The 18,469-nt window shown below is 66.0% G+C and carries 12 protein-coding genes and 2 rRNA genes; 9 read left to right on the top strand and 5 right to left on the bottom strand.

Annotated features, from left to right (window positions below):
• The first annotated feature begins 342 nt into the window (after positions 1–342).
• Positions 343–2,907 carry an FHA domain-containing protein gene (locus Sm713_RS19970; RefSeq protein ID WP_249416404.1) on the top strand — a complete coding sequence of 855 codons (2,565 nt, stop codon included), beginning with the start codon at positions 343–345 and terminating at the stop codon, positions 2,905–2,907.
• 174 nt (positions 2,908–3,081) lie between these two features.
• Here Sm713_RS19970 and Sm713_RS19975 read toward each other — a convergent pair whose 3' ends face one another.
• Positions 3,082–3,741, bottom strand: coding sequence for a transglycosylase SLT domain-containing protein (locus Sm713_RS19975; RefSeq protein WP_212912138.1), 660 nt, complete (start codon positions 3,739–3,741; stop codon positions 3,082–3,084).
• Positions 3,742–4,490: 749 nt separating this feature from the next.
• Between Sm713_RS19975 and Sm713_RS19980 the strand changes: the two genes are divergently transcribed.
• Complete coding sequence (locus Sm713_RS19980; protein WP_212910942.1) at positions 4,491–5,636, top strand: GAF domain-containing sensor histidine kinase; 1,146 nt, start codon at positions 4,491–4,493, stop codon at positions 5,634–5,636.
• A gap of 55 nt (positions 5,637–5,691) precedes the next feature.
• Entirely contained in the window at positions 5,692–6,321 is a 630-nt protein-coding gene (locus tag Sm713_RS19985; RefSeq protein WP_212912139.1) for a response regulator transcription factor, read from the top strand.
• Between the two features lie 97 nt (positions 6,322–6,418).
• On the opposite strand, the gene Sm713_RS19990 is transcribed toward Sm713_RS19985, so the two are convergent.
• A complete protein-coding gene (locus Sm713_RS19990) occupies positions 6,419–7,207 on the bottom strand; it encodes a hypothetical protein (RefSeq protein ID WP_212910943.1) in 789 nt (262 codons plus the stop codon).
• 138 nt (positions 7,208–7,345) lie between these two features.
• On the opposite strand from Sm713_RS19990, the gene Sm713_RS19995 reads away from it, so the two are divergent.
• The 3 genes from Sm713_RS19995 (at position 7,346) to Sm713_RS20005 (ending at position 9,795) form a co-directional block, all read left to right on the top strand.
• Positions 7,346–8,137: an ABC transporter ATP-binding protein gene (locus Sm713_RS19995; protein ID WP_212910944.1), complete on the top strand. Its 792-nt coding sequence runs from the start codon at positions 7,346–7,348 to the stop codon at positions 8,135–8,137.
• A 70-nt stretch (positions 8,138–8,207) separates the two neighbouring features.
• Positions 8,208–8,636, top strand: a complete 429-nt coding sequence (locus tag Sm713_RS20000) for an NfeD family protein (RefSeq protein ID WP_212910945.1) — start codon at positions 8,208–8,210, stop codon at positions 8,634–8,636.
• Positions 8,637–8,859: 223 nt separating this feature from the next.
• A complete protein-coding gene (locus tag Sm713_RS20005; RefSeq protein WP_212910946.1) occupies positions 8,860–9,795 on the top strand; it encodes an SPFH domain-containing protein in 936 nt (311 codons plus the stop codon).
• Positions 9,796–9,927: 132 nt separating this feature from the next.
• On the opposite strand, the gene Sm713_RS20010 is transcribed toward Sm713_RS20005, so the two are convergent.
• The 3 genes from Sm713_RS20010 to Sm713_RS20020 form a co-directional block, all read right to left on the bottom strand.
• Positions 9,928–10,470, bottom strand: a complete 543-nt coding sequence (locus Sm713_RS20010; RefSeq protein WP_212910947.1) for an HNH endonuclease — start codon at positions 10,468–10,470, stop codon at positions 9,928–9,930.
• A 249-nt stretch (positions 10,471–10,719) separates the two neighbouring features.
• A complete protein-coding gene (locus tag Sm713_RS20015; RefSeq protein WP_212910948.1) occupies positions 10,720–11,259 on the bottom strand; it encodes a YbhB/YbcL family Raf kinase inhibitor-like protein in 540 nt (179 codons plus the stop codon).
• Between the two features lie 47 nt (positions 11,260–11,306).
• The gene (locus Sm713_RS20020; RefSeq protein ID WP_212910949.1) at positions 11,307–12,089 is read right to left on the bottom strand and encodes a sporulation protein; all 783 of its coding nucleotides are present in this window, start codon (positions 12,087–12,089) and stop codon (positions 11,307–11,309) included.
• 155 nt (positions 12,090–12,244) lie between these two features.
• On the opposite strand from Sm713_RS20020, the gene Sm713_RS20025 reads away from it, so the two are divergent.
• The 3 genes from Sm713_RS20025 (at position 12,245) to Sm713_RS20035 (ending at position 18,408) form a co-directional block, all read left to right on the top strand.
• On the top strand, positions 12,245–12,886 hold the full coding sequence (locus Sm713_RS20025; protein ID WP_212910950.1) for a DNA-3-methyladenine glycosylase: 642 nt from the start codon (positions 12,245–12,247) through the stop codon (positions 12,884–12,886).
• A gap of 550 nt (positions 12,887–13,436) precedes the next feature.
• Positions 13,437–14,965, top strand: a 16S ribosomal RNA gene (locus Sm713_RS20030).
• Between the two features lie 318 nt (positions 14,966–15,283).
• Positions 15,284–18,408: ribosomal RNA gene (locus Sm713_RS20035) — 23S ribosomal RNA — on the top strand.
• The 16S and 23S rRNA genes sit together here, the layout of an rRNA operon.
• The last annotated feature ends 61 nt before the right edge of the window (positions 18,409–18,469 follow it).

Genomic DNA, 18,469 nt, shown 5'->3' on the forward strand with positions numbered 1-18,469 from the left:
CCGCGATCACGACCCGCGGATGACGGGAAGTCGGGGGTACGCCCCCCCCGCGTCCGGCGGAAATGGCGCGCCCCTTCTCGGGCCACACGCCTCCCAGGATGCCAAGCACCCGTACGCACGCCTCCCGGAAGGGAAGGTTCCTTTTTCCTCGACAAGCCCCTTGTTCTTCGCCGGAAGCCCTCCCAAAGCACCCGGTACTGGGTCTTCACAAGGCCCGACTTTCGGTCAGGGTGCTGAGCCTGAAATAGTTCCTCACGATGTTCGACATCCCTAGACTCCCCATGACGGGGGTAACGCGGGGGACAAAAAGTGGGGCTCGGAGTGCCGGAACTCGTACTGGAATTGAACGGACAAACCTGGACGCTCGATCCGTCCAGGACATACGCCATCGGACGTGATCCGGGGGGCGACATCGTGGTCGACGACGCCAGGGTCTCCTGGCGGCATGCCACGCTCAGCTGGACGGGGCGGAGCTGGGTCATCGAGGACCACGGCAGCACCAACGGCACCTACGCGCGGGGGCAGCGGATCCAGCAGCTGGAGATGGCGCCCGGCTCCGCCGTGCACCTGGGCAACGCGACGGACGGGCCGCGGCTGAACGTCCAGGGGGCACCCGTGGCCGCCTCCGCGGCGGCGGTGGCCGCGCCGGCCCAGCAGGCCGCACCGGCTGCCGCTCCGGCTCAGCCGGCCCCTCAGCAGGCGCCCCAGCAGCCGTACGCGCCGCAGCAGCCCCCCGCGGGATCCCCCGCGGGCTGGGCGCAGCAGGCCCAGGCCCCCCAGCAGGCTCCGTACCAGCAGCCGGGCGGGCCGGTGCAGCAGCCGCCCGCCGGCGCCCCCCAGCAGGGCTGGCAGCAGCCTCCCGCGGGCGGGAACGGCGTGCCGCCGGTGTACGGGGACCGCAGCCCCACGACGTTCCACCAGTTCTCGCTCGGCCGCGTGATGCGCATCGGACGTGCGCTGGAGAACGACCTGGTCGTCTCCGACCTCCAGGTCTCACGCAACCACGCGGAGTTCCACGCCACGCCCGACGGCCGCTTCGAGATCCGTGACCTCGGGTCCCACAACGGCACGTACGTCAACGGCATCCCGATCGCCAAGTCCGGCTCGGCGCTGATCGGCCCGAACGACATCGTGGGCGTCGGCCACTCCACGTTCCGGCTGGTCGGTGACCGCCTGGAGGAGTTCGTCGACACCGGTGAGGTCTCCTTCTCGGCCCGGCACCTGACGGTGACCGTCGACGGCGGAAAGCAGATCCTGCGGGACGTGTCCTTCGGCGTCCCCGAGAAGTCCGTCATCGCGGTCATCGGCCCGTCCGGCTCCGGAAAGTCGACGCTCCTCAAGGCGCTCACCGGCTACCGCCCCGCCAACCAGGGCGACGTCCTCTACGACAACCGGAACCTCTACAAGCAGTTCGCCGAGCTGCGCCAGCGCATCGGCCTGGTCCCGCAGGACGACATCCTGCACAAGGAGCTCACCGTCCGCACCGCCCTGAAGTTCGCGGCCAAGCTGCGCTTCCCCGCGGACACCACGGACCAGGAGCGCGCCGCCCGCATCGACGAGGTGCTGGGCGAGCTCAAGCTGGACATCCACAAGGAGAAGAAGATCACTTCGCTCTCCGGTGGCCAGCGCAAGCGCGTGTCGGTCGCCCTGGAGCTGCTGACCAAGCCGTCCCTGATCTTCCTCGACGAGCCGACCTCCGGCCTCGACCCGGGCATGGACCGCGACGTCATGCAGCTGCTGCGGGGCCTCGCCGACGACGGCCGCACGGTGCTCGTCGTCACCCACTCCGTGGCCGAGCTCGCCCTCTGCGACAAGCTGCTGGTGATGGCGCCGGGCGGCTCCGTGGCGTACTTCGGCCCGCCCGAGGAGGCGCTGAACTTCTTCGGCTACCAGTCCTGGGCCGACGTCTTCTCCGCCTTCGAGGAGTACCGCGAGTACGACTGGGCGGGCCGCTGGAAGGGCTCGCAGCACTACCAGCTGTACGCCGCGGACATCGACGCCGTCGCCGCGCAGTCCGCACAGATGCCGCCGCGCGGGGCCGTCAAGCCCCCCAAGACGCAGCCCTGGGGCGCGCAGCTCGGCACCCTGATACGCCGCTACCTGTCGGTGATCGCCTCCGACAAGGGCTTCATCGGCCTGATGGTGATCCTGCCGGCCGTCCTCGGCCTGGTGAGCGTGGTCATCCCGACCGACTTCGGCCTCAAGCCACCGCCCCCCGGGCGCTTCAACAGCAACGCCGGTACGATCATGCTGATCCTCTCCGTCGGCATGTGCTTCGCGGGCGCGGCGAACTCCGTACGAGAACTGATCAAGGAACGCGTCATCTACGAGCGTGAGCGCGCCACCGGGCTGTCACGCTCCGCGTACCTGATGTCCAAGGTGATCGTCCTCGGCGTGACCACCGCGCTCCAGGGCGTCATCATCTGCGCCATCGGCTTCTCCAACCGAGAACTGCCTGACGAGGGCATCGTCGTCAAGAGCCTGCCCGCCGTCGAGCTCTGCCTGGTGATCATCGCCCTGGGCTTCACCTCGATGATGGTGGGCCTGGTCATCTCGGCGCTGGTGAAGACGGCGGAGAAGACCATGCCGCTGCTGGTGATGTTCGCCATCGTCCAGGTGGTCTTCACCGGGGTGCTCTTCAAGATCTTCGGATCGCCCGGTGTGGAGCAGATCGCCTGGCTGATGCCGATCCGCTGGGCCATCTCGGCCTCGGCGGCGACCCTGCACCTGCAGACCGTCATGCCCCCGTGGGACCCCAAGAACCCCACGGACGTCGACCCGCTCTGGGATCCCACGGCGAGCCAGTGGTTCACCAACATGGCGATCCTGATCGCGATCGGCGTGATCTGCGGCTTCGCCGTCGCCCGCTTGCTGCGCCGCCATGAGCCGGAGGTCATGCGCAAGTAGGACCGGGCGTGCCGGGGCCTCTGCGGGCCCCGGCACGCCCGCACAGCAGAGGCCACCGGGCGGGTCACCCATGTGAGGGTGCCCGCCCGGCGGCCATCGCTGAGACTCAGAGGTCCAAGAGGAGCCTCAGGCGAGGCTTCTGGGACCGGTCGTCGATTGACTTGTTGAAGAGCCTCAGTAGGCGCTGTTCACGTTGTCCATCGAGCCGTACCGGTCGGCGGCGTAGTTCGCCGCAGCCGTGATGTTCGCGACCGGGTTGTAGATGTTCCAGGACGTGCCCTTGACGTGGTACGTCGAGAACGTCGGCGGGATCACCTGGAGCAGGCCCTTGGACGGGATGCCCTTCTGGGCGTTGATGTCCCAGTTGTTGATCGCGTTCGGGTCACCGCTCGACTCACGCATGATGTTGCGGTACAGGCCGTTGTAGGAGCCCGGGATGTGGTGCTGCTTCATGATGTGCAGCGACTCACGGATCCAGCCGTCCAGGTTGTTGGAGTAGACCGCCCTCTGCGTGTGGTCCGTGCCCTTGGACGTGGCGCCGTGGTCCTTCTCCGGGTTCGTCTTGTCCGCCTTCACCTTCGCGTCGGCGATCTGCGCCTTCTGGTCGGCACCCGCGCCCTGAGACGTCACGCTGGTGTGCGCCTGGCTCGCGGCGGAGTAACCCACCGGCGCGGAGTGCTGGCCACCGGAGTGGTCGGGAACCAGCGACACCGCGATGGCGGCGGCACCCAGGCCGGCGACACCGGCGACGGCGATCTTGTGGGTGCGGGACAGGGCGAGACTATGACCGGGACCGGAACCCGGCACCCGTTTGAGCACGTCGCGCTTGTCCATGATCGACTGCTTCAGGCGGTCACGCGTCTCCGTGACCTCACGCTTCAGCGCGTCACGGTTGAGCATGTCGCGGTTGAAGGAACCGCCGGGCTTGAAGTTCTTGAAGTTGAAAGTGCGCTTCGACATGAGTTTTGGACCTCTTCGAATGGGATGAAGCCGCCCGCCGTTCCGAATCGGATCGGATGTCTCGGAAACAAGCGCCGCTTTCAATTCACGCGACACCGGGCGACGGCAGCCATTCTTAGCGAGCGCAAAAAATCGTGGCAAAGATGTGACGTACGAAAGCGGATAGTGGAAAGGGCGCTGCTGGGCGACGGTGGTCCGCGGCATCGTGCCCGTTCAAGAAGAGGTGGCACGTCCACTAGGTGGCTTCGTAAGTGATGTACGCCCTATGCCCGGGCTCACATCGGGGCCCGTTCTATTTCACGAATTGTTGCTGACGCAATGCACAGGGTAAGTATTCTTGGGGTCTTGTCCGGGACGCCCCCAGGCGGTTTCCCTGCCGTTCTCGAATATCAGGCGCGCATGGCCTGGACCAGCCCGTTCCGGCCGGTGTCCCCTGTCCCCGCGCGTGCACGCGCGCGTGGGGCGCCGGACTTCTGCGACGGACCTCCACGCCGCGGCACCGAGCCCCCGCCCGGATCCCGGTCCGCCCCCGGCTCCGTCCGCTGGCCCTACGTCCTCAGCCCTAGGGGGAGGCCGCCACAGGTCCGATACGCACTGTCACCGCCCGCGGGTACCGTGAAGTCATGAGTGATGGTCCGCGCTCCGGCCTGTACGCGGTGAGCTCCGCGCTGCTGGCCATGAGCAGACACCTTGAGGTGCGCGACGTCCTGAAGACGATCGTCGCCTCGGCCCGTGAGCTGCTCGACGCCGAGTACGCGGCCCTCGGCGTCCCGGACGACCACGGCGGCTTCGCGCAGTTCGTGGTGGACGGCGTCAGCGACGAGCAGTGGAAGGCCATCGGCCCCCTGCCGCGCCAGCACGGCATCCTCGCCGCGATGCTGCACGAGGCCAAGCCGCAGCGCCTCGCCGACGTGCGCGAGGACCTCCGCTTCGAGGGCTGGCCTAGCGCGCACCCGGAGATGTCCGACTTCCTCGGCCTGCCCATCCGGGACGGCGAGGAGACGATCGGGGCGCTCTTCCTGGCCAACAAGCGTTCACCCAAGCCGCAGGGCGGCTGCGGATTCACCGAGCAGGACGAGGAGCTCCTGTCGATCCTCGCCCAGCACGCCGCCATCGCCCTCACCAACGCACGCCTCTACGAGCGCAGCCGCGAGCTGACCATCTCCGAGGAGCGCTCCCGCCTCGCCCACGAGCTGCACGACGCCGTCAGCCAGAAGCTCTTCTCCCTGCGGCTGACCGCCCAGGCAGCCGTGGCGCTCATGGACCGCGATCCGTCGCGCGCCAAGGGCGAGCTGCACCAGGTGGCGCAGCTCGCCGCGGAGGCCGCCGACGAGCTGCGCGCTGCCGTCGTCGAGCTCCGCCCCGCCGCCCTCGACGAGGACGGCCTGGTGGCCACCCTGCGCACCCAGATCCAGGTACTCGACCGCGCCCACTCCGCCCGCGTCACCTTCGCCTCCCGCGGCGTGCGCGCCCTGCCGGCCGCCCAGGAGGAAGCCATCCTGCGCGTGGCCCAGGAGGCCTTGCACAACGCCCTGCGGCACTCGGGAGCGGTCCAGGTGGACGTCGGCCTGACACGCCGCGGCGTGGACACGCTGCTGCGCGTCACGGACGACGGCTCGGGCTTCGAGCCCCGCGCCGTCCGCCGCGCCGGCCGCCACCTGGGCCTGGTCTCCATGCGGGAGCGGGCGAGCGGCGTCGGCGGCAGGCTCACCATCGCCTCGGAGCCCGGCAAGGGCACCACGATCGAGATGGAGGTCCCCGGTGGCTGACGAGAAAGGGCCGGAGGGCGGCGCGCGGCAGGACCGGCGGCCACCCGGAGGCCCGATCCGGGTCCTGCTGGTGGACGACCACCAGGTGGTCCGCCGGGGCCTGCGCACCTTCCTGGAGGTGCAGGACGACATCGAGGTCGTCGGAGAGGCCTCCGACGGCGCAGAGGGCGTCGCCCGCGCCGAGGAGCTCGCCCCCGACGTGGTCCTCATGGACGTCAAGATGCCCGGCATGGACGGCGTCGAGGCGCTGCGCAAGCTCCGCGAGCACGCCAACCCCGCGCGCGTGCTCATCGTCACCAGCTTCACCGAGCAGCGGACGGTCGTCCCCGCCCTGCGCGCCGGCGCCGCCGGCTATGTCTACAAGGACGTCGACCCGGACGCGCTGGCCGGCGCCATCCGCTCCGTGCATGCCGGCCACGTGCTGCTCCAGCCCGAGGTCGCGGGAGCCCTCCTCTCCCAGGAGGAGACGGGCAGCGGCCAGGGGAGGGCCGGCTCGCTCACCGAGCGTGAGAGGGAAGTCCTCGGGCTCATCGCCGACGGCCGCTCCAACCGCGAGATCGCCCGGGCGCTCGTCCTCTCGGAGAAGACGGTCAAGACGCATGTGTCGAACATCCTCATGAAGCTCGACCTGGCCGACCGCACCCAGGCCGCCCTGTGGGCCGTCCGGCACGGCGTGACGGGCTGAACCCAGGCAGCGGGCGAGCCGGTCGCCCCGCGGGCCACCGGCACAGGCGCATCGCGCGCCCAGGGCACAACGTGACCGGCCGCACAGGTGACGCGCGTCACCGCGCGCCGCGCTCACGCTCCTCCACATACGCGTTGTACGCCGCCACCTGCGCCCGCCGGGCCGTCCGCTCGACCGGGCGCAGAGCCTCCGTCCGGGCCGCCATCTCCGACGCGCTCACGGCCGCGCCGTGCCCGTTCTCGTACGTCACCGAGACCAGCAGCGCCACCCGCTCGGCCAGCTCCAGCACCCGTACCGCCCGTGGCGGGTAACCGGGTGCCAGCGGCTCACGGCCGCGCTCCGCACGCGCGCGATAGGCGTCGATCGCCGCCTCCGCGGCAGGCCCGGACGCCGTGACGTCCAGGCGCGAGAGGACCTCCGTGGCCTCCCTGAGGGCCTCCGCGAGCTCCCGCTCCGCCTCTCCGAGCGACGGCACGTCCGCGGGCGGTGCCTGTCTGGTCGGCAGGCAGATCCAGGCGACCTCGACATGCACGTCGCCCGCGGGTCCCGCCTGGGACACCTCGGGGACCAGCCCCAGCGCGGCACCCTGGCAGACCACCGCCTCTCCCGCCTCCAGAGCCCGCGCATTGAACGCGGGAGGGCCGCTGAGGCCCAGGGGATGGCCCGGCGCGGGCAGCGCGACCCGCAGGCCGGTCACACCGAGCGCACGCAGCCGGCCGAGCGCCAGCGTGAGCCCGACGGCCCCCTCCTCGCCGGGCAGCCCGGTGACGCGATGCACAGCGTCCTCGCCGACCACGGCCAGGACCGCGTCATCCGGTGAGATCAATCCGGCCAATAGTGCGTTTCCCCATGAGGCCAACCGTCCAGAGCGTGGTTCCGAGAGCATGGGTACCACCCTAGGGACCGGCCGATGGAACGGTCCGCACAAGTGGTGGCGTAGGTTTTGCCTGGGGGCTGCGCCCACCGGCGCACGCGACAGCTGAGACGGCTCACAGCCGATACTGCAATGGGAGACAACGCGCTCATGAGCGATGTACTGGAGCTGGAGGACGTATCCGTGGTCCGCGAGGGCCGGGCTCTGGTGGACCAGATCTCCTGGTCGGTCAAGGAAGGGGAGCGCTGGGTCATCCTAGGCCCCAACGGCGCCGGCAAGACCACCCTTCTCAATGTCGCCTCCAGCTACCTCTTCCCCAGCACGGGCACCGCCAGCATCCTGGGCGAGCAGTTGGGCAAGGTCGACGTCTTCGAACTCCGCCCGCGCATCGGCGTCGCGGGCGTCGCCATCGCCGAGAAGCTGCCCAAGCGCCAGACCGTCCTGCAGACCGTCCTCACCGCCGCCTACGGAATGACCGCCGGCTGGCACGAGGACTACGAGGACATCGACGAGCAGCGCGCCCGCGCCTTCCTCGACCGCCTCGGCATGAACGACTACCTGGACCGCAAGTTCGGCACCCTCTCCGAAGGGGAGCGCAAGCGCACCCTCATCGCCCGGGCCCTGATGACCGACCCCGAACTCCTCCTCCTCGACGAGCCCGCGGCCGGTCTCGACCTGGGCGGCCGCGAGGACCTGGTCCGCCGCCTCGGCCGGCTCGCCAGCGACCCCATCGCACCCTCCATGATCATGGTCACCCACCATGTGGAGGAGATCGCACCGGGCTTCACCCACGTCCTGTTGCTCCGTCAGGGCAAGGTGCTCGCCGCCGGCCCGCTGGAGATCGAACTCACCTCGCGCAACCTCTCCCGCTGCTTCGGGCTCCCCCTCGTGGTCGAGCAGGTCGGCGAGCGCTGGACCGCCCAGGGCCTCCCGATGTCCTGAACCCGCTTGCTCGTCCGCTTCCTGACAGGAGGTCTGTTCGGCGACGGGACGGCGGCCCTACCATGCCGATGTGAGCATCGACGCGTGGGTGTGGTGGTTGATCGGAGCCGTCGCGCTCGGAATCCCGCTCGTAGTGACCGCAATGCCCGAATTCGGGATGTTCGCCGTAGGGGCCGTCGCGGCAGCCGTCGTCGCGGCGCTCGGAGGCGGCATCGTCGCCCAGGTCGTCGTCTTCGTCATCGTCTCCGTCGCCCTCATCGCGGTCGTCCGTCCCATCGCCAACAGACACCGGATGCAGAACCCAGGACTGGCATCGGGAGTGGACGCGCTCAAGGGCAAGCAGGCCGTCGTCCTGGAACGCGTCGACAGCGCCGGCGGGCGGATCAAACTCGCGGGCGAGGTCTGGTCGGCACGCGCGCTCGACACCACCCGCAGCTACGACGTGGGGCAGGAAGTCGACGTGGTGGAGATCGACGGTGCCACGGCCGTCGTCATCTGAGCCGGCGGGGTTACCTCCCGGGCCCGCCCCGACACCGCGCGGCGGCCGCCCCCGGTGGAAGGCGGACCTGCACGTTCCGCGCGCACCGAACCGGCTTGAGGCAAGGCGGAGTTACGGGAAGTCGCCCACGACGCGCGGGTGTCTGACAGACTCGACAAGCAAGATCTAAAAGAAGCACGGATCTTCCGGAAAAGCCGAGGCATGAAGGGTACGGGCAACCACGATGGAACCAATCATCATCGTCCTGATCATTCTGGTGGTGCTGGTCTTCATCGCCCTGATCAAGACGATCCAAGTCATCCCCCAGGCGAGCGCCGCCATCGTCGAGCGCTTCGGCCGCTACACCCGCACGCTCAACGCCGGCCTCAACATCGTCGTGCCCTTCATCGACACCATCAGGAACCGCATCGACCTGCGTGAACAGGTCGTGCCCTTCCCGCCGCAGCCGGTGATCACCCAGGACAACCTGGTCGTCAACATCGACACGGTCATCTACTACCAGGTGACCGACGCACGCGCCGCGACCTACGAGGTCGCCAGCTACATCCAGGCCATCGAGCAGCTCACCGTCACCACCCTCCGCAACATCATCGGTGGCATGGACCTGGAGCGCACCCTCACCTCCCGCGAGGAGATCAACGCCGCCCTGCGCGGCGTCCTCGACGAGGCGACGGGCAAGTGGGGCATCCGCGTCAACCGCGTCGAGCTCAAGGCCATCGAGCCCCCCACGTCCATCCAGGACTCCATGGAGAAGCAGATGCGCGCCGACCGGGACAAGCGCGCAGCGATCCTCCAGGCCGAGGGTGTCCGGCAGTCCGAGATCCTGCGCGCCGAGGGCGAGAAGCAGTCCGCGATCCTGCGCGCCGAGGGTGAGGCCAGGGCGGCCGCGCTCCGCGCCGAGGGCGAGGCCCAGGCCATCCGCACGGTCTTCGAGTCCATCCACGCCGGAGACCCGGACGAGAAGCTGCTCTCGTACCAGTACCTCCAGATGCTCCCGAAGATCGCCGAGGGCGACGCGAACAAGCTGTGGATCGTGCCCAGCGAGATCGGCGACGCCCTCAAGGGCCTCTCCGGCGCCGTCGGCAACCTCGGCCCCATGTCCGGCGGCCCCACCGCGGCCAACGGCAAGGAACTGCGCGAGCAGCCGCCCATCGACTGACGCGGCGCCCGAGGGCGCAGACCGGTGCCACCGGCCGGCGACCGCCCCGAAGCAACAGCGCAACGCGGAGCAGCCCCCCGCCGGTCCCCGGCGAGGGGCTGCACACGTCTTCCAGGCCGCCGCCCGGCCTCTCTAGGCCGCCGGCTGAGGAGCGGGCTTGGCCGCCGGCTGAGGAGCCGGCCTGCCCAGCCACTCCGGCAGCGTCTCGCGCTCCTGACGGCCCAGCGTCAGCAGCATCGCATCGGCGGGAGTCGGCTCGAAGGGCTGCCGCAGCAGCTTCATCCCCGCCTCCTCCGGTGTGCGGTTCGCCTTGCGGTGGTTGTCCTCGGCACAGGACGCCACCGTGTTCAGCCAGGAGTCCGCGCCACCCGCGGAACGAGGCACCACGTGGTCGACGGTGGTCGCCCGCCTGCCGCAGTACGCGCACCTGTGCTGATCGCGCACCAGCACACCCCGCCTCGACCACGGAGCGCGTCTTCGGAAGGGCACCCGTACGTAGCGGCAGAGCCTGATCACCCGCGGCATCGGAAGGTCCACGGCCGCGGCACGCACCCGCAGCGCGGGGTGGGCCTGCTCGACGACCGCCTTGTCCTGCAACACCAGCACGACGGCACGGTTCAAGGTCACAGTCGACAGCGGCTCGAAGCTCGCATTGAGCACCAGCGTGTCCCGCACACCCACCTCCCGTATGACCGGCCCGCCGCCTGGCGGGCTGGGATCAACTCTGGCCGGGCGCGCCGGGATGGACAACGCAATAAAAGATGCCCACCTCCGACCAATCCCAAGGTCGAAGGCGGGCGAATGTTGGGTGAACCGTGCCCGTCCTGACGGGCACGGCCCACCCGGTCACATCGTCCACCGAGACAGCCACTCCCAGGGCGAACGGTCACCGGACCGCGGGACGGCCGCCTCAGCGAAGGCGTGTCATCCCGCAGCCGGCGCCGCGTACTCGCCGACGAGCTGGGCCCGCGCCAGGGTGTGGAAACGCAGGTTGAACCCGACGAACGCCGGCGTCGCGTCGGCGTCCGGTCCCAGCTTCTCCTGGTCCACGGCGTACACGGTGAAGACGTAGCGGTGCGCTGGGTCGCCGGCGGGCGGCGCGGCACCGCCGAAGTCCCTGGTGCCGTAGTCGTTCCGCGCCTGGGTCGCGCCGCTCGGCAGCCCCTGGAACGCCCCGGTGCCCGCACCGGCGGGCAACTCCGTGACGGTGGCCGGGATGTCGAAGAGGACCCAGTGCCAGAACCCGCTGCCCGTGGGGGCGTCCGGGTCGTAGCAGGTGACGGCGAAGCTCTTGGTCTCAGCCGGGAACCCCTCCCACCGCAGCTGCGGCGAGGTGTTCCCGCTCGCGTAGACCTGCGCGTCCCCCAGCGTCGCTCCTTCCGCCACGTCCTCGCTCACCACGGTGAAGGCGGGCACCTGGGGAAGGAATTCATGGGGAAGGGGCGGCCTCTTGGGATCGGTCACAACGGCACCTCCAGATCAGGTACGACTTACGGAGCCGAGCCTAGGACCTAGAACCAGTTGCGGCGGCTACCGACCTCCGAGATCCACTGGTTCAGATAGGCGGCCCAGTCCGTCGTGTGGAAGTCGTGCAGCCCCACCACGAACGACTTGAAGGTGTCGCTGCCCTCACTGAAGAGCCCCGGCTTCTTGTCCATCTCCAGGATGACGTCCATCTCCCGGTCGTCCGCCACGAAGCTCAGCTCGACCTGGTTCAGCCCCCGGTACTGCTGCGGCGGGAAGAACTCGATCTCCTGGTAGAAGGGCAGCTGCTGCCGGGTACCCCGGATGTGGCCGCGCTCCATGTCCGCGTTCTTGAAGTGGAACCCGAGCCTCCCGAAGGAGTCCAGGATCGCCTGCTGGGCCGGCAGCGGGTGAACCGTGATCGGATCGAGATCGCCGGAATCGACCGCGTGGGCGATCTGAAGCTCGGTCGACACCCCGATGTGCATACCGTGCAGCGCGTGCCCGGAGAAGCTGGTGATCGGCGTCTCCCAGGGGATCTCCAGACCGAACGGCACCGCGTGCACCGCCTCCGCCTGGAGCTGGAAGGCCCCGCCGAGCCGCACCTTGGTGAACTCGATGTTCTGCTTGTACTCCTGGTCTCCGCCCTCGACCTCGACCTTGGCCTGGAGGCCGACCGACAGACCCTGGATCTCCTGGCTGACGGTGCCGCCCTGGATCCGCACCTCACCCTGGACCACACCACCGGGCACGACGTTGGCGTCGTTGAGCACCGTCTCCACCGAAGCCCCGCCCGCGCCCAGACTCGCAAGCAGCCTCTTGAACCCCATGTCTCTCCTCCCCAGGCCGCGCCTGTGGTCTGCCAACCTGTTTCTTGATCCGTATACGCCAACCGGCCGCGTCCGGTTGCGCGCACTCATCCTGGCAGCCGGCGGGTCACCGCGCGCTCTGATCGGGCGCGCGTCGTGGACTAGGCTCGGACCCCATGATCGTGGCCCCTGACCGTACGCCCCTCGCGCGGGAGTTCCTCGACCGGCCTGTGCTGGACGTGGCCAAGGGCCTCTTGGGACGCCTGCTCGTACGCAACACCCCCGAGGGCCCGATCGAGCTCCTCCTCACCGAGGTGGAGGCCTACGCGGGCGAGGTGGATCCCGGGTCGCACGCCTACCGCGGGCGGACGGCCCGCAACGAAGTGATGTTCGGCCCCCCGGGACACGCATACGTCTACTTCACGTACGGCATGTGGTTCTGCCTCAACGTCGTCTGCGGACCCGAGAACCACGCGAGCGGGGTCCTCCTGCGGGCCGGGGAGATCGTGGAAGGCGCCGAGCTGGCCCGTCTACGCAGGCCCTCGGCCCGGCACGACAGGGAACTGGCCAAGGGCCCGGCCAGGCTGGCGACGGCCCTCGACGTGGACCGCGCCCTCAACGGCACGGACCTCTGTGGGGGACCCGATGCCCCGCTCCAACTCCTCAACGGGAACCCGTGTGATGCCGACCGCGTGCGCAACGGTCCACGCACAGGCGTGTCGGGAGCGGGCGGGGTCCACCCCTGGCGCTTCTGGATCGACGGCGACCCCACGGTCAGCCCGTACCGGCCGCACACGCCCCGCAAGCGCAGAACTTGACGCGCCCGCCATGGACCCGTAATGTAGATCGAGCCGCTGGAACCGGCTACGGCTTTCAGTCAGCAGCCGGAAGCGGCAAAACCACTACCTACGACTCCCTCAGCGGGTGCGTAATCGGCATGCCGAATTCACGCGTCCATGAAGGGCAGAGACCCCGTTCCGGGGACCGCCCCGGGGATCGGATAACGTAGTGAATGTCGAAAGGCCGCGAGGCCGATTAAGACGCCCCTGTTCCGGCCGGGGAAATCGGGTCCGAAGGATCTGATAGAGTCGGAAAAGCCGAAGGGAAACGCCCGGAGGAAAGCCGCGAAGTAGGTTTTCGTGGTGAGTACGAAGGAAGTGTCCGTTCCTTGAGAACTCAACAGCGTGCTAAAAGTCAACGCCAGATATGTTGATACCCCGTCTACCCGAAGATGCTTGCATTGGGTCTTTGTGGTGACGTGGTTCCTTTGAAGTAACAAGAACACAGCGAGGACGCTGTGTGCGGGAAGTTGTATTCCGCTTCCTGCACCGCTCTCGTGATGTGTGACCCACCGTTGGTGGGAAGACATTCACGGAGAGTTTGATCCTGGCTCAGGACGAACGCTGGCGGCGTGCTTAACACATGCAAGTCGAACGATGATCCGGCTTCGGTCGGGGATTAGTGGCGAACGGGTGAGTAACACGTGGGCAATCTGCCCTTCACTCTGGGACAAGCCCTGGAAACGGGGTCTAATACCGGATAGGACACTGGGAGGCATCTTCTGGTGTGGAAAGCTCCGGCGGTGAAGGATGGGCCCGCGGCCTATCAGCTTGTTGGTGGGGTGATGGCCTACCAAGGCGACGACGGGTAGCCGGCCTGAGAGGGCGACCGGCCACACTGGGACTGAGACACGGCCCAGACTCCTACGGGAGGCAGCAGTGGGGAATATTGCACAATGGGCGCAAGCCTGATGCAGCGACGCCGCGTGGGGGATGACGGCCTTCGGGTTGTAAACCTCTTTCAGCAGGGAAGAAGCCTTAGGGTGACGGTACTTGCAGAAGAAGCGCCGGCTAACTACGTGCCAGCAGCCGCGGTAATACGTAGGGCGCAAGCGTTGTCCGGAATTATTGGGCGTAAAGAGCTCGTAGGCGGCGTGTCGCGTCGGTTGTGAAAGCCCGGGGCTTAACTCCGGGTCTGCAGTCGATACGGGCATGCTTGAGTTCGGTAGGGGAGATCGGAATTCCTGGTGTAGCGGTGAAATGCGCAGATATCAGGAGGAACACCGGTGGCGAAGGCGGATCTCTGGGCCGATACTGACGCTGAGGAGCGAAAGCGTGGGGAGCGAACAGGATTAGATACCCTGGTAGTCCACGCCGTAAACGGTGGGCACTAGGTGTGGGCGACATTCCACGTCGTCCGTGCCGCAGCTAACGCATTAAGTGCCCCGCCTGGGGAGTACGGCCGCAAGGCTAAAACTCAAAGGAATTGACGGGGGCCCGCACAAGCGGCGGAGCATGTGGCTTAATTCGACGCAACGCGAAGAACCTTACCAAGGCTTGACATACGCCGGAAAACCGTGGAGACACGGTCCCCCTTGTGGTCGGTGTACAGGTGGTGCATGGCTGTCGTCAGCTCGTGTCGTGAGATGTTGGGTTAAGTCCCGCAACGAGCGCAACCCTTGTCCCGTGTTGCCAGCAGGCCCTTGTGGTGCTGGGGACTCACGGGAGACCGCCGGGGTCAACTCGGAGGAAGGTGGGGACGACGTCAAGTCATCATGCCCCTTATGTCTTGGGCTGCACACGTGCTACAATGGCCGGTACAATGAGTTGCGATGCCGTGAGGTGGAGCGAATCTCAAAAAGCCGGTCTCAGTTCGGATTGGGGTCTGCAACTCGACCCCATGAAGTCGGAGTCGCTAGTAATCGCAGATCAGCATTGCTGCGGTGAATACGTTCCCGGGCCTTGTACACACCGCCCGTCACGTCACGAAAGTCGGTAACACCCGAAGCCGGTGGCCCAACCCCTTGTGGGAGGGAGTCGTCGAAGGTGGGACTGGCGATTGGGACGAAGTCGTAACAAGGTAGCCGTACCGGAAGGTGCGGCTGGATCACCTCCTTTCTAAGGAGCACTCCACGTCGGCTTAGACCGACGCAGAGGCCAGTACATCGGGGAGTGTTCGATGCTGGTTCGCTCATGGGTGGAACGTTGACTATTCGGCATCTTGAGTCGGCTCGGGCCGCTAGTACTGCTTCCTTGTGAGGCGTGGAACGTGGACTACGAGGGCTTGAGGTGTTGAGCACGCTGTTGGGTGTCTGAGGGCACGGCCACGTGGTGGTTGTGTTTTCGGTTGCCGGCCCCGGTGAACTCAGGCTGTTGCTTGGGGTGGTGGGTGGTTGGTCGTTGTTTGAGAACTGCACAGTGAACGCGAGCATCTGTGGCCAAGTTTTTAAGGGCGCACGGTGGATGCCTTGGCACCAGGAACCGATGAAGGACGTGGGAGGCCGCGATAGGCCCCGGGGAGCTGTCAACCGAGCTTTGATCCGGGGGTGTCCGAATGGGGTAACCCGGCAGTCGTTATGGGCTGTCACCCGCTGCTGAACTCATAGGCAGTGTGGAGGGAACGCGGGGAAGTGAAACATCTCAGTACCCGCAGGAAGAGAAAACAACCGTGATTCCGGGAGTAGTGGCGAGCGAAACTGGATGAGGCTAAACCTTGGGCGTGTGAGACCCGGCAGGGGTTGCGTCTTGGGGGTTGTGGGAGCTTTCTTTCATGATCTGCCGGTCGTGAGGCAAGTTAGAAATCGTGGATGTAGGCGAAGGGCATGCGAAAGGCCCGGCGTAGAGGGTAAGACCCCCGTAGCTGAAATGTCTGCGACTTGTTTGAGAGTTTCCCGAGTAGCATGGGGCCCGAGAAATCCTGTGTGAATCTGGCGGGACCACCCGCTAAGCCTAAATATTCCCTGGTGACCGATAGCGGATAGTACCGTGAGGGAATGGTGAAAAGTACCCCGGGAGGGGAGTGAAATAGTACCTGAAACCGTGTGCCTACAAGCCGTGGGAGCGTCGCTGACGGGATTTGTTCCTGTTAGTCGTGACTGCGTGCCTTTTGAAGAATGAGCCTGCGAGTTTGCGGCATGTTGCGAGGTTAACCTGTTGTGGGGGAGCCGTAGCGAAAGCGAGTCCGAAGAGGGCGTTGAGTAGCGTGTTCAAGACCCGAAGCGGAGTGATCTAGCCATGGGCAGGTTGAAGCGGCTGTAAGAGGTCGTGGAGGACCGAACCCACCAGGGTTGAAAACCTGGGGGATGACCTGTGGTTAGGGGTGAAAGGCCAATCAAACTCCGTGATAGCTGGTTCTCCCCGAAATGCATTTAGGTGCAGCGTCGTGTGTTTCTTGCCGGAGGTAGAGCACTGGATAGGCGATGGGCCTTACCGGGTTACTGACCTTAGCCAAACTCCGAATGCCGGTAAGTGAGAGCGCGGCAGTGAGACTGTGGGGGATAAGCTCCATGGTCGAGAGGGAAACAGCCCAGAGCATCGACTAAGGCCCCTAAGCGTGTGCTAAGTGGGAAAGGATGTGGAGTCGCAGAGACAACCAGGAGGTTGGCTTAGAAGCAGCCATCCTTGAAAGAGTGCGTAATAGCTCACTGGTCTAGTGATTCCGCGCCGATAATGTAGCGGGGCTCAAGCATACCGCCGAAGTCGTGTCATTGCAGCATGAGCCTTAACGGGTGTTGTGATGGGTAGGGGAGCGTCGTGTGCCGGGTGAAGCAGCGCCGGAAGGTAGTTGTGGATGGTTCACGAGTGAGAATGCAGGCATGAGTAGCGATTCACACGTGGGAAACGTGTGCGCCGATTGACTAAGGGTTCCTGGGTCAAGCTGATCTGCCCAGGGTAAGTCGGGACCTAAGGCGAGGCCGACAGGCGTAGTCGATGGATAACCGGTTGATATTCCGGTACCCGCTATGAAGCGTCAAACATCGAGCATCGTGATGCTAAGGCCGTGAAGCCGTTCCCTGTCGGTTTACCGTCGGGGAAAGTGGTGGAGCCGCCGGTCCAAGCGGTTAGTAGGTGAGTGATGGGGTGACGCAGGAAGGTAGTCCATCCCGGGCGGTGGTTGTCCCGGGGTAAGGGTGTAGCCCGGTGTGTAGGTAAATCCGCACACTTTGTGGGTGAGGCCTGATGCCGAGCCGATTGTGGTGAAGTGGATGATCCTATGCTGTCGAGAAAAGCCTCTAGCGAGTTTTGTGGCGGCCCGTACCCTAAACCGACTCAGGTGGTCTGGTAGAGAATACTGAGGCGTTCGGGTGAACTATGGTTAAGGAACTCGGCAAAATGCCCCCGTAACTTCGGGAGAAGGGGGGCCGTTCCTGGTGATGGGATTTACTCCTTGAGCTGGGGGTGGCCGCAGAGACCAGCGAGAAGCGACTGTTTACTAAAAACACAGGTCCGTGCGAAGCCGTAAGGCGATGTATACGGACTGACGCCTGCCCGGTGCTGGAACGTTAAGGGGACCGGTTAGCTCACTTTCGGGTGGGCGAGGCTGAGAACTTAAGCGCCAGTAAACGGCGGTGGTAACTATAACCATCCTAAGGTAGCGAAATTCCTTGTCGGGTAAGTTCCGACCTGCACGAATGGCGTAACGACTTCTTGACTGTCTCAACCATAGGCCCGGTGAAATTGCAGTACGAGTAAAGATGCTCGTTTCGCGCAGCAGGACGGAAAGACCCCGGGACCTTTACTATAGTTTGATATTGGTGTTCGGTTCGGCTTGTGTAGGATAGGTGGGAGACTGTGATGCGGGCACGCCAGTGTTCGTGGAGTCGTTGTTGAAATACCACTCTGGTCGTGCTGGATGTCTAACCTGGGTCCGTGATCCGGATCAGGGACAGTGTCTGATGGGTAGTTTAACTGGGGCGGTTGCCTCCTAAAGGGTAACGGAGGCGCCCAAAGGTTCCCTCAGCCTGGTTGGTAATCAGGTGTTGAGTGTAAGTGCACAAGGGAGCTTGACTGTGAGACTGACGGGTCGAGCAGGGACGAAAGTCGGGACTAGTGATCCGGCGGTGGCTTGTGGAAGCGCCGTCGCTCAACGGATAAAAGGTACCCCGGGGATAACAGGCTGATCTTCCCCAAGAGTCCATATCGACGGGATGGTTTGGCACCTCGATGTCGGCTCGTCGCATCCTGGGGCTGGAGTCGGTCCCAAGGGTTGGGCTGTTCGCCCATTAAAGCGGTACGCGAGCTGGGTTTAGAACGTCGTGAGACAGTTCGGTCCCTATCCGCTGTGCGCGTAGGAGTCTTGAGAAGGGCTGTCCCTAGTACGAGAGGACCGGGACGGACGAACCTCTGGTGTGCCAGTTGTTCTGCCAAGGGCATGGCTGGTTGGCTACGTTCGGGAGGGATAACCGCTGAAAGCATCTAAGCGGGAAGCCTGCTTCGAGATGAGGGCTCCCACCCACTTGATGGGGTAAGGCTCCCAGTAGACGACTGGGTTGATAGGCCAGGTCTGGAAGCCCTGTGAGGGGTGGAGGTGACTGGTACTAATAGGCCGAGGGCTTGTCCTCAGGTGCTCGCGTTCACTGTGTTGGTTCTCAGACAACGAACGGTCGTGTCGGCTGAACGGCT

The sequence above is a fragment of the Streptomyces sp. TS71-3 genome, assembly GCF_018327685.1.
GTDB lineage: Bacteria > Actinomycetota > Actinomycetes > Streptomycetales > Streptomycetaceae > Streptomyces.

Excerpts from the sequence above, each read along its gene's own strand:
- Sm713_RS19975 (WP_212912138.1), bottom strand. The coding sequence starts at position 3,741 with ATGGACAAGCGCGACGTGCTCAAACGGGTGCCGGGTTCCGGTCCCGGT.
- Sm713_RS19980 (WP_212910942.1), top strand. The coding sequence starts at position 4,491 with ATGAGTGATGGTCCGCGCTCCGGCCTGTACGCGGTGAGCTCCGCGCTG.
- Sm713_RS19990 (WP_212910943.1), bottom strand. The coding sequence starts at position 7,207 with ATGCTCTCGGAACCACGCTCTGGACGGTTGGCCTCATGGGGAAACGCA.
- Sm713_RS19995 (WP_212910944.1), top strand. The coding sequence starts at position 7,346 with ATGAGCGATGTACTGGAGCTGGAGGACGTATCCGTGGTCCGCGAGGGC.
- Sm713_RS20005 (WP_212910946.1), top strand. The coding sequence starts at position 8,860 with ATGGAACCAATCATCATCGTCCTGATCATTCTGGTGGTGCTGGTCTTC.
- Sm713_RS20020 (WP_212910949.1), bottom strand. The coding sequence starts at position 12,089 with ATGGGGTTCAAGAGGCTGCTTGCGAGTCTGGGCGCGGGCGGGGCTTCG.
- Sm713_RS20025 (WP_212910950.1), top strand. The coding sequence starts at position 12,245 with ATGATCGTGGCCCCTGACCGTACGCCCCTCGCGCGGGAGTTCCTCGAC.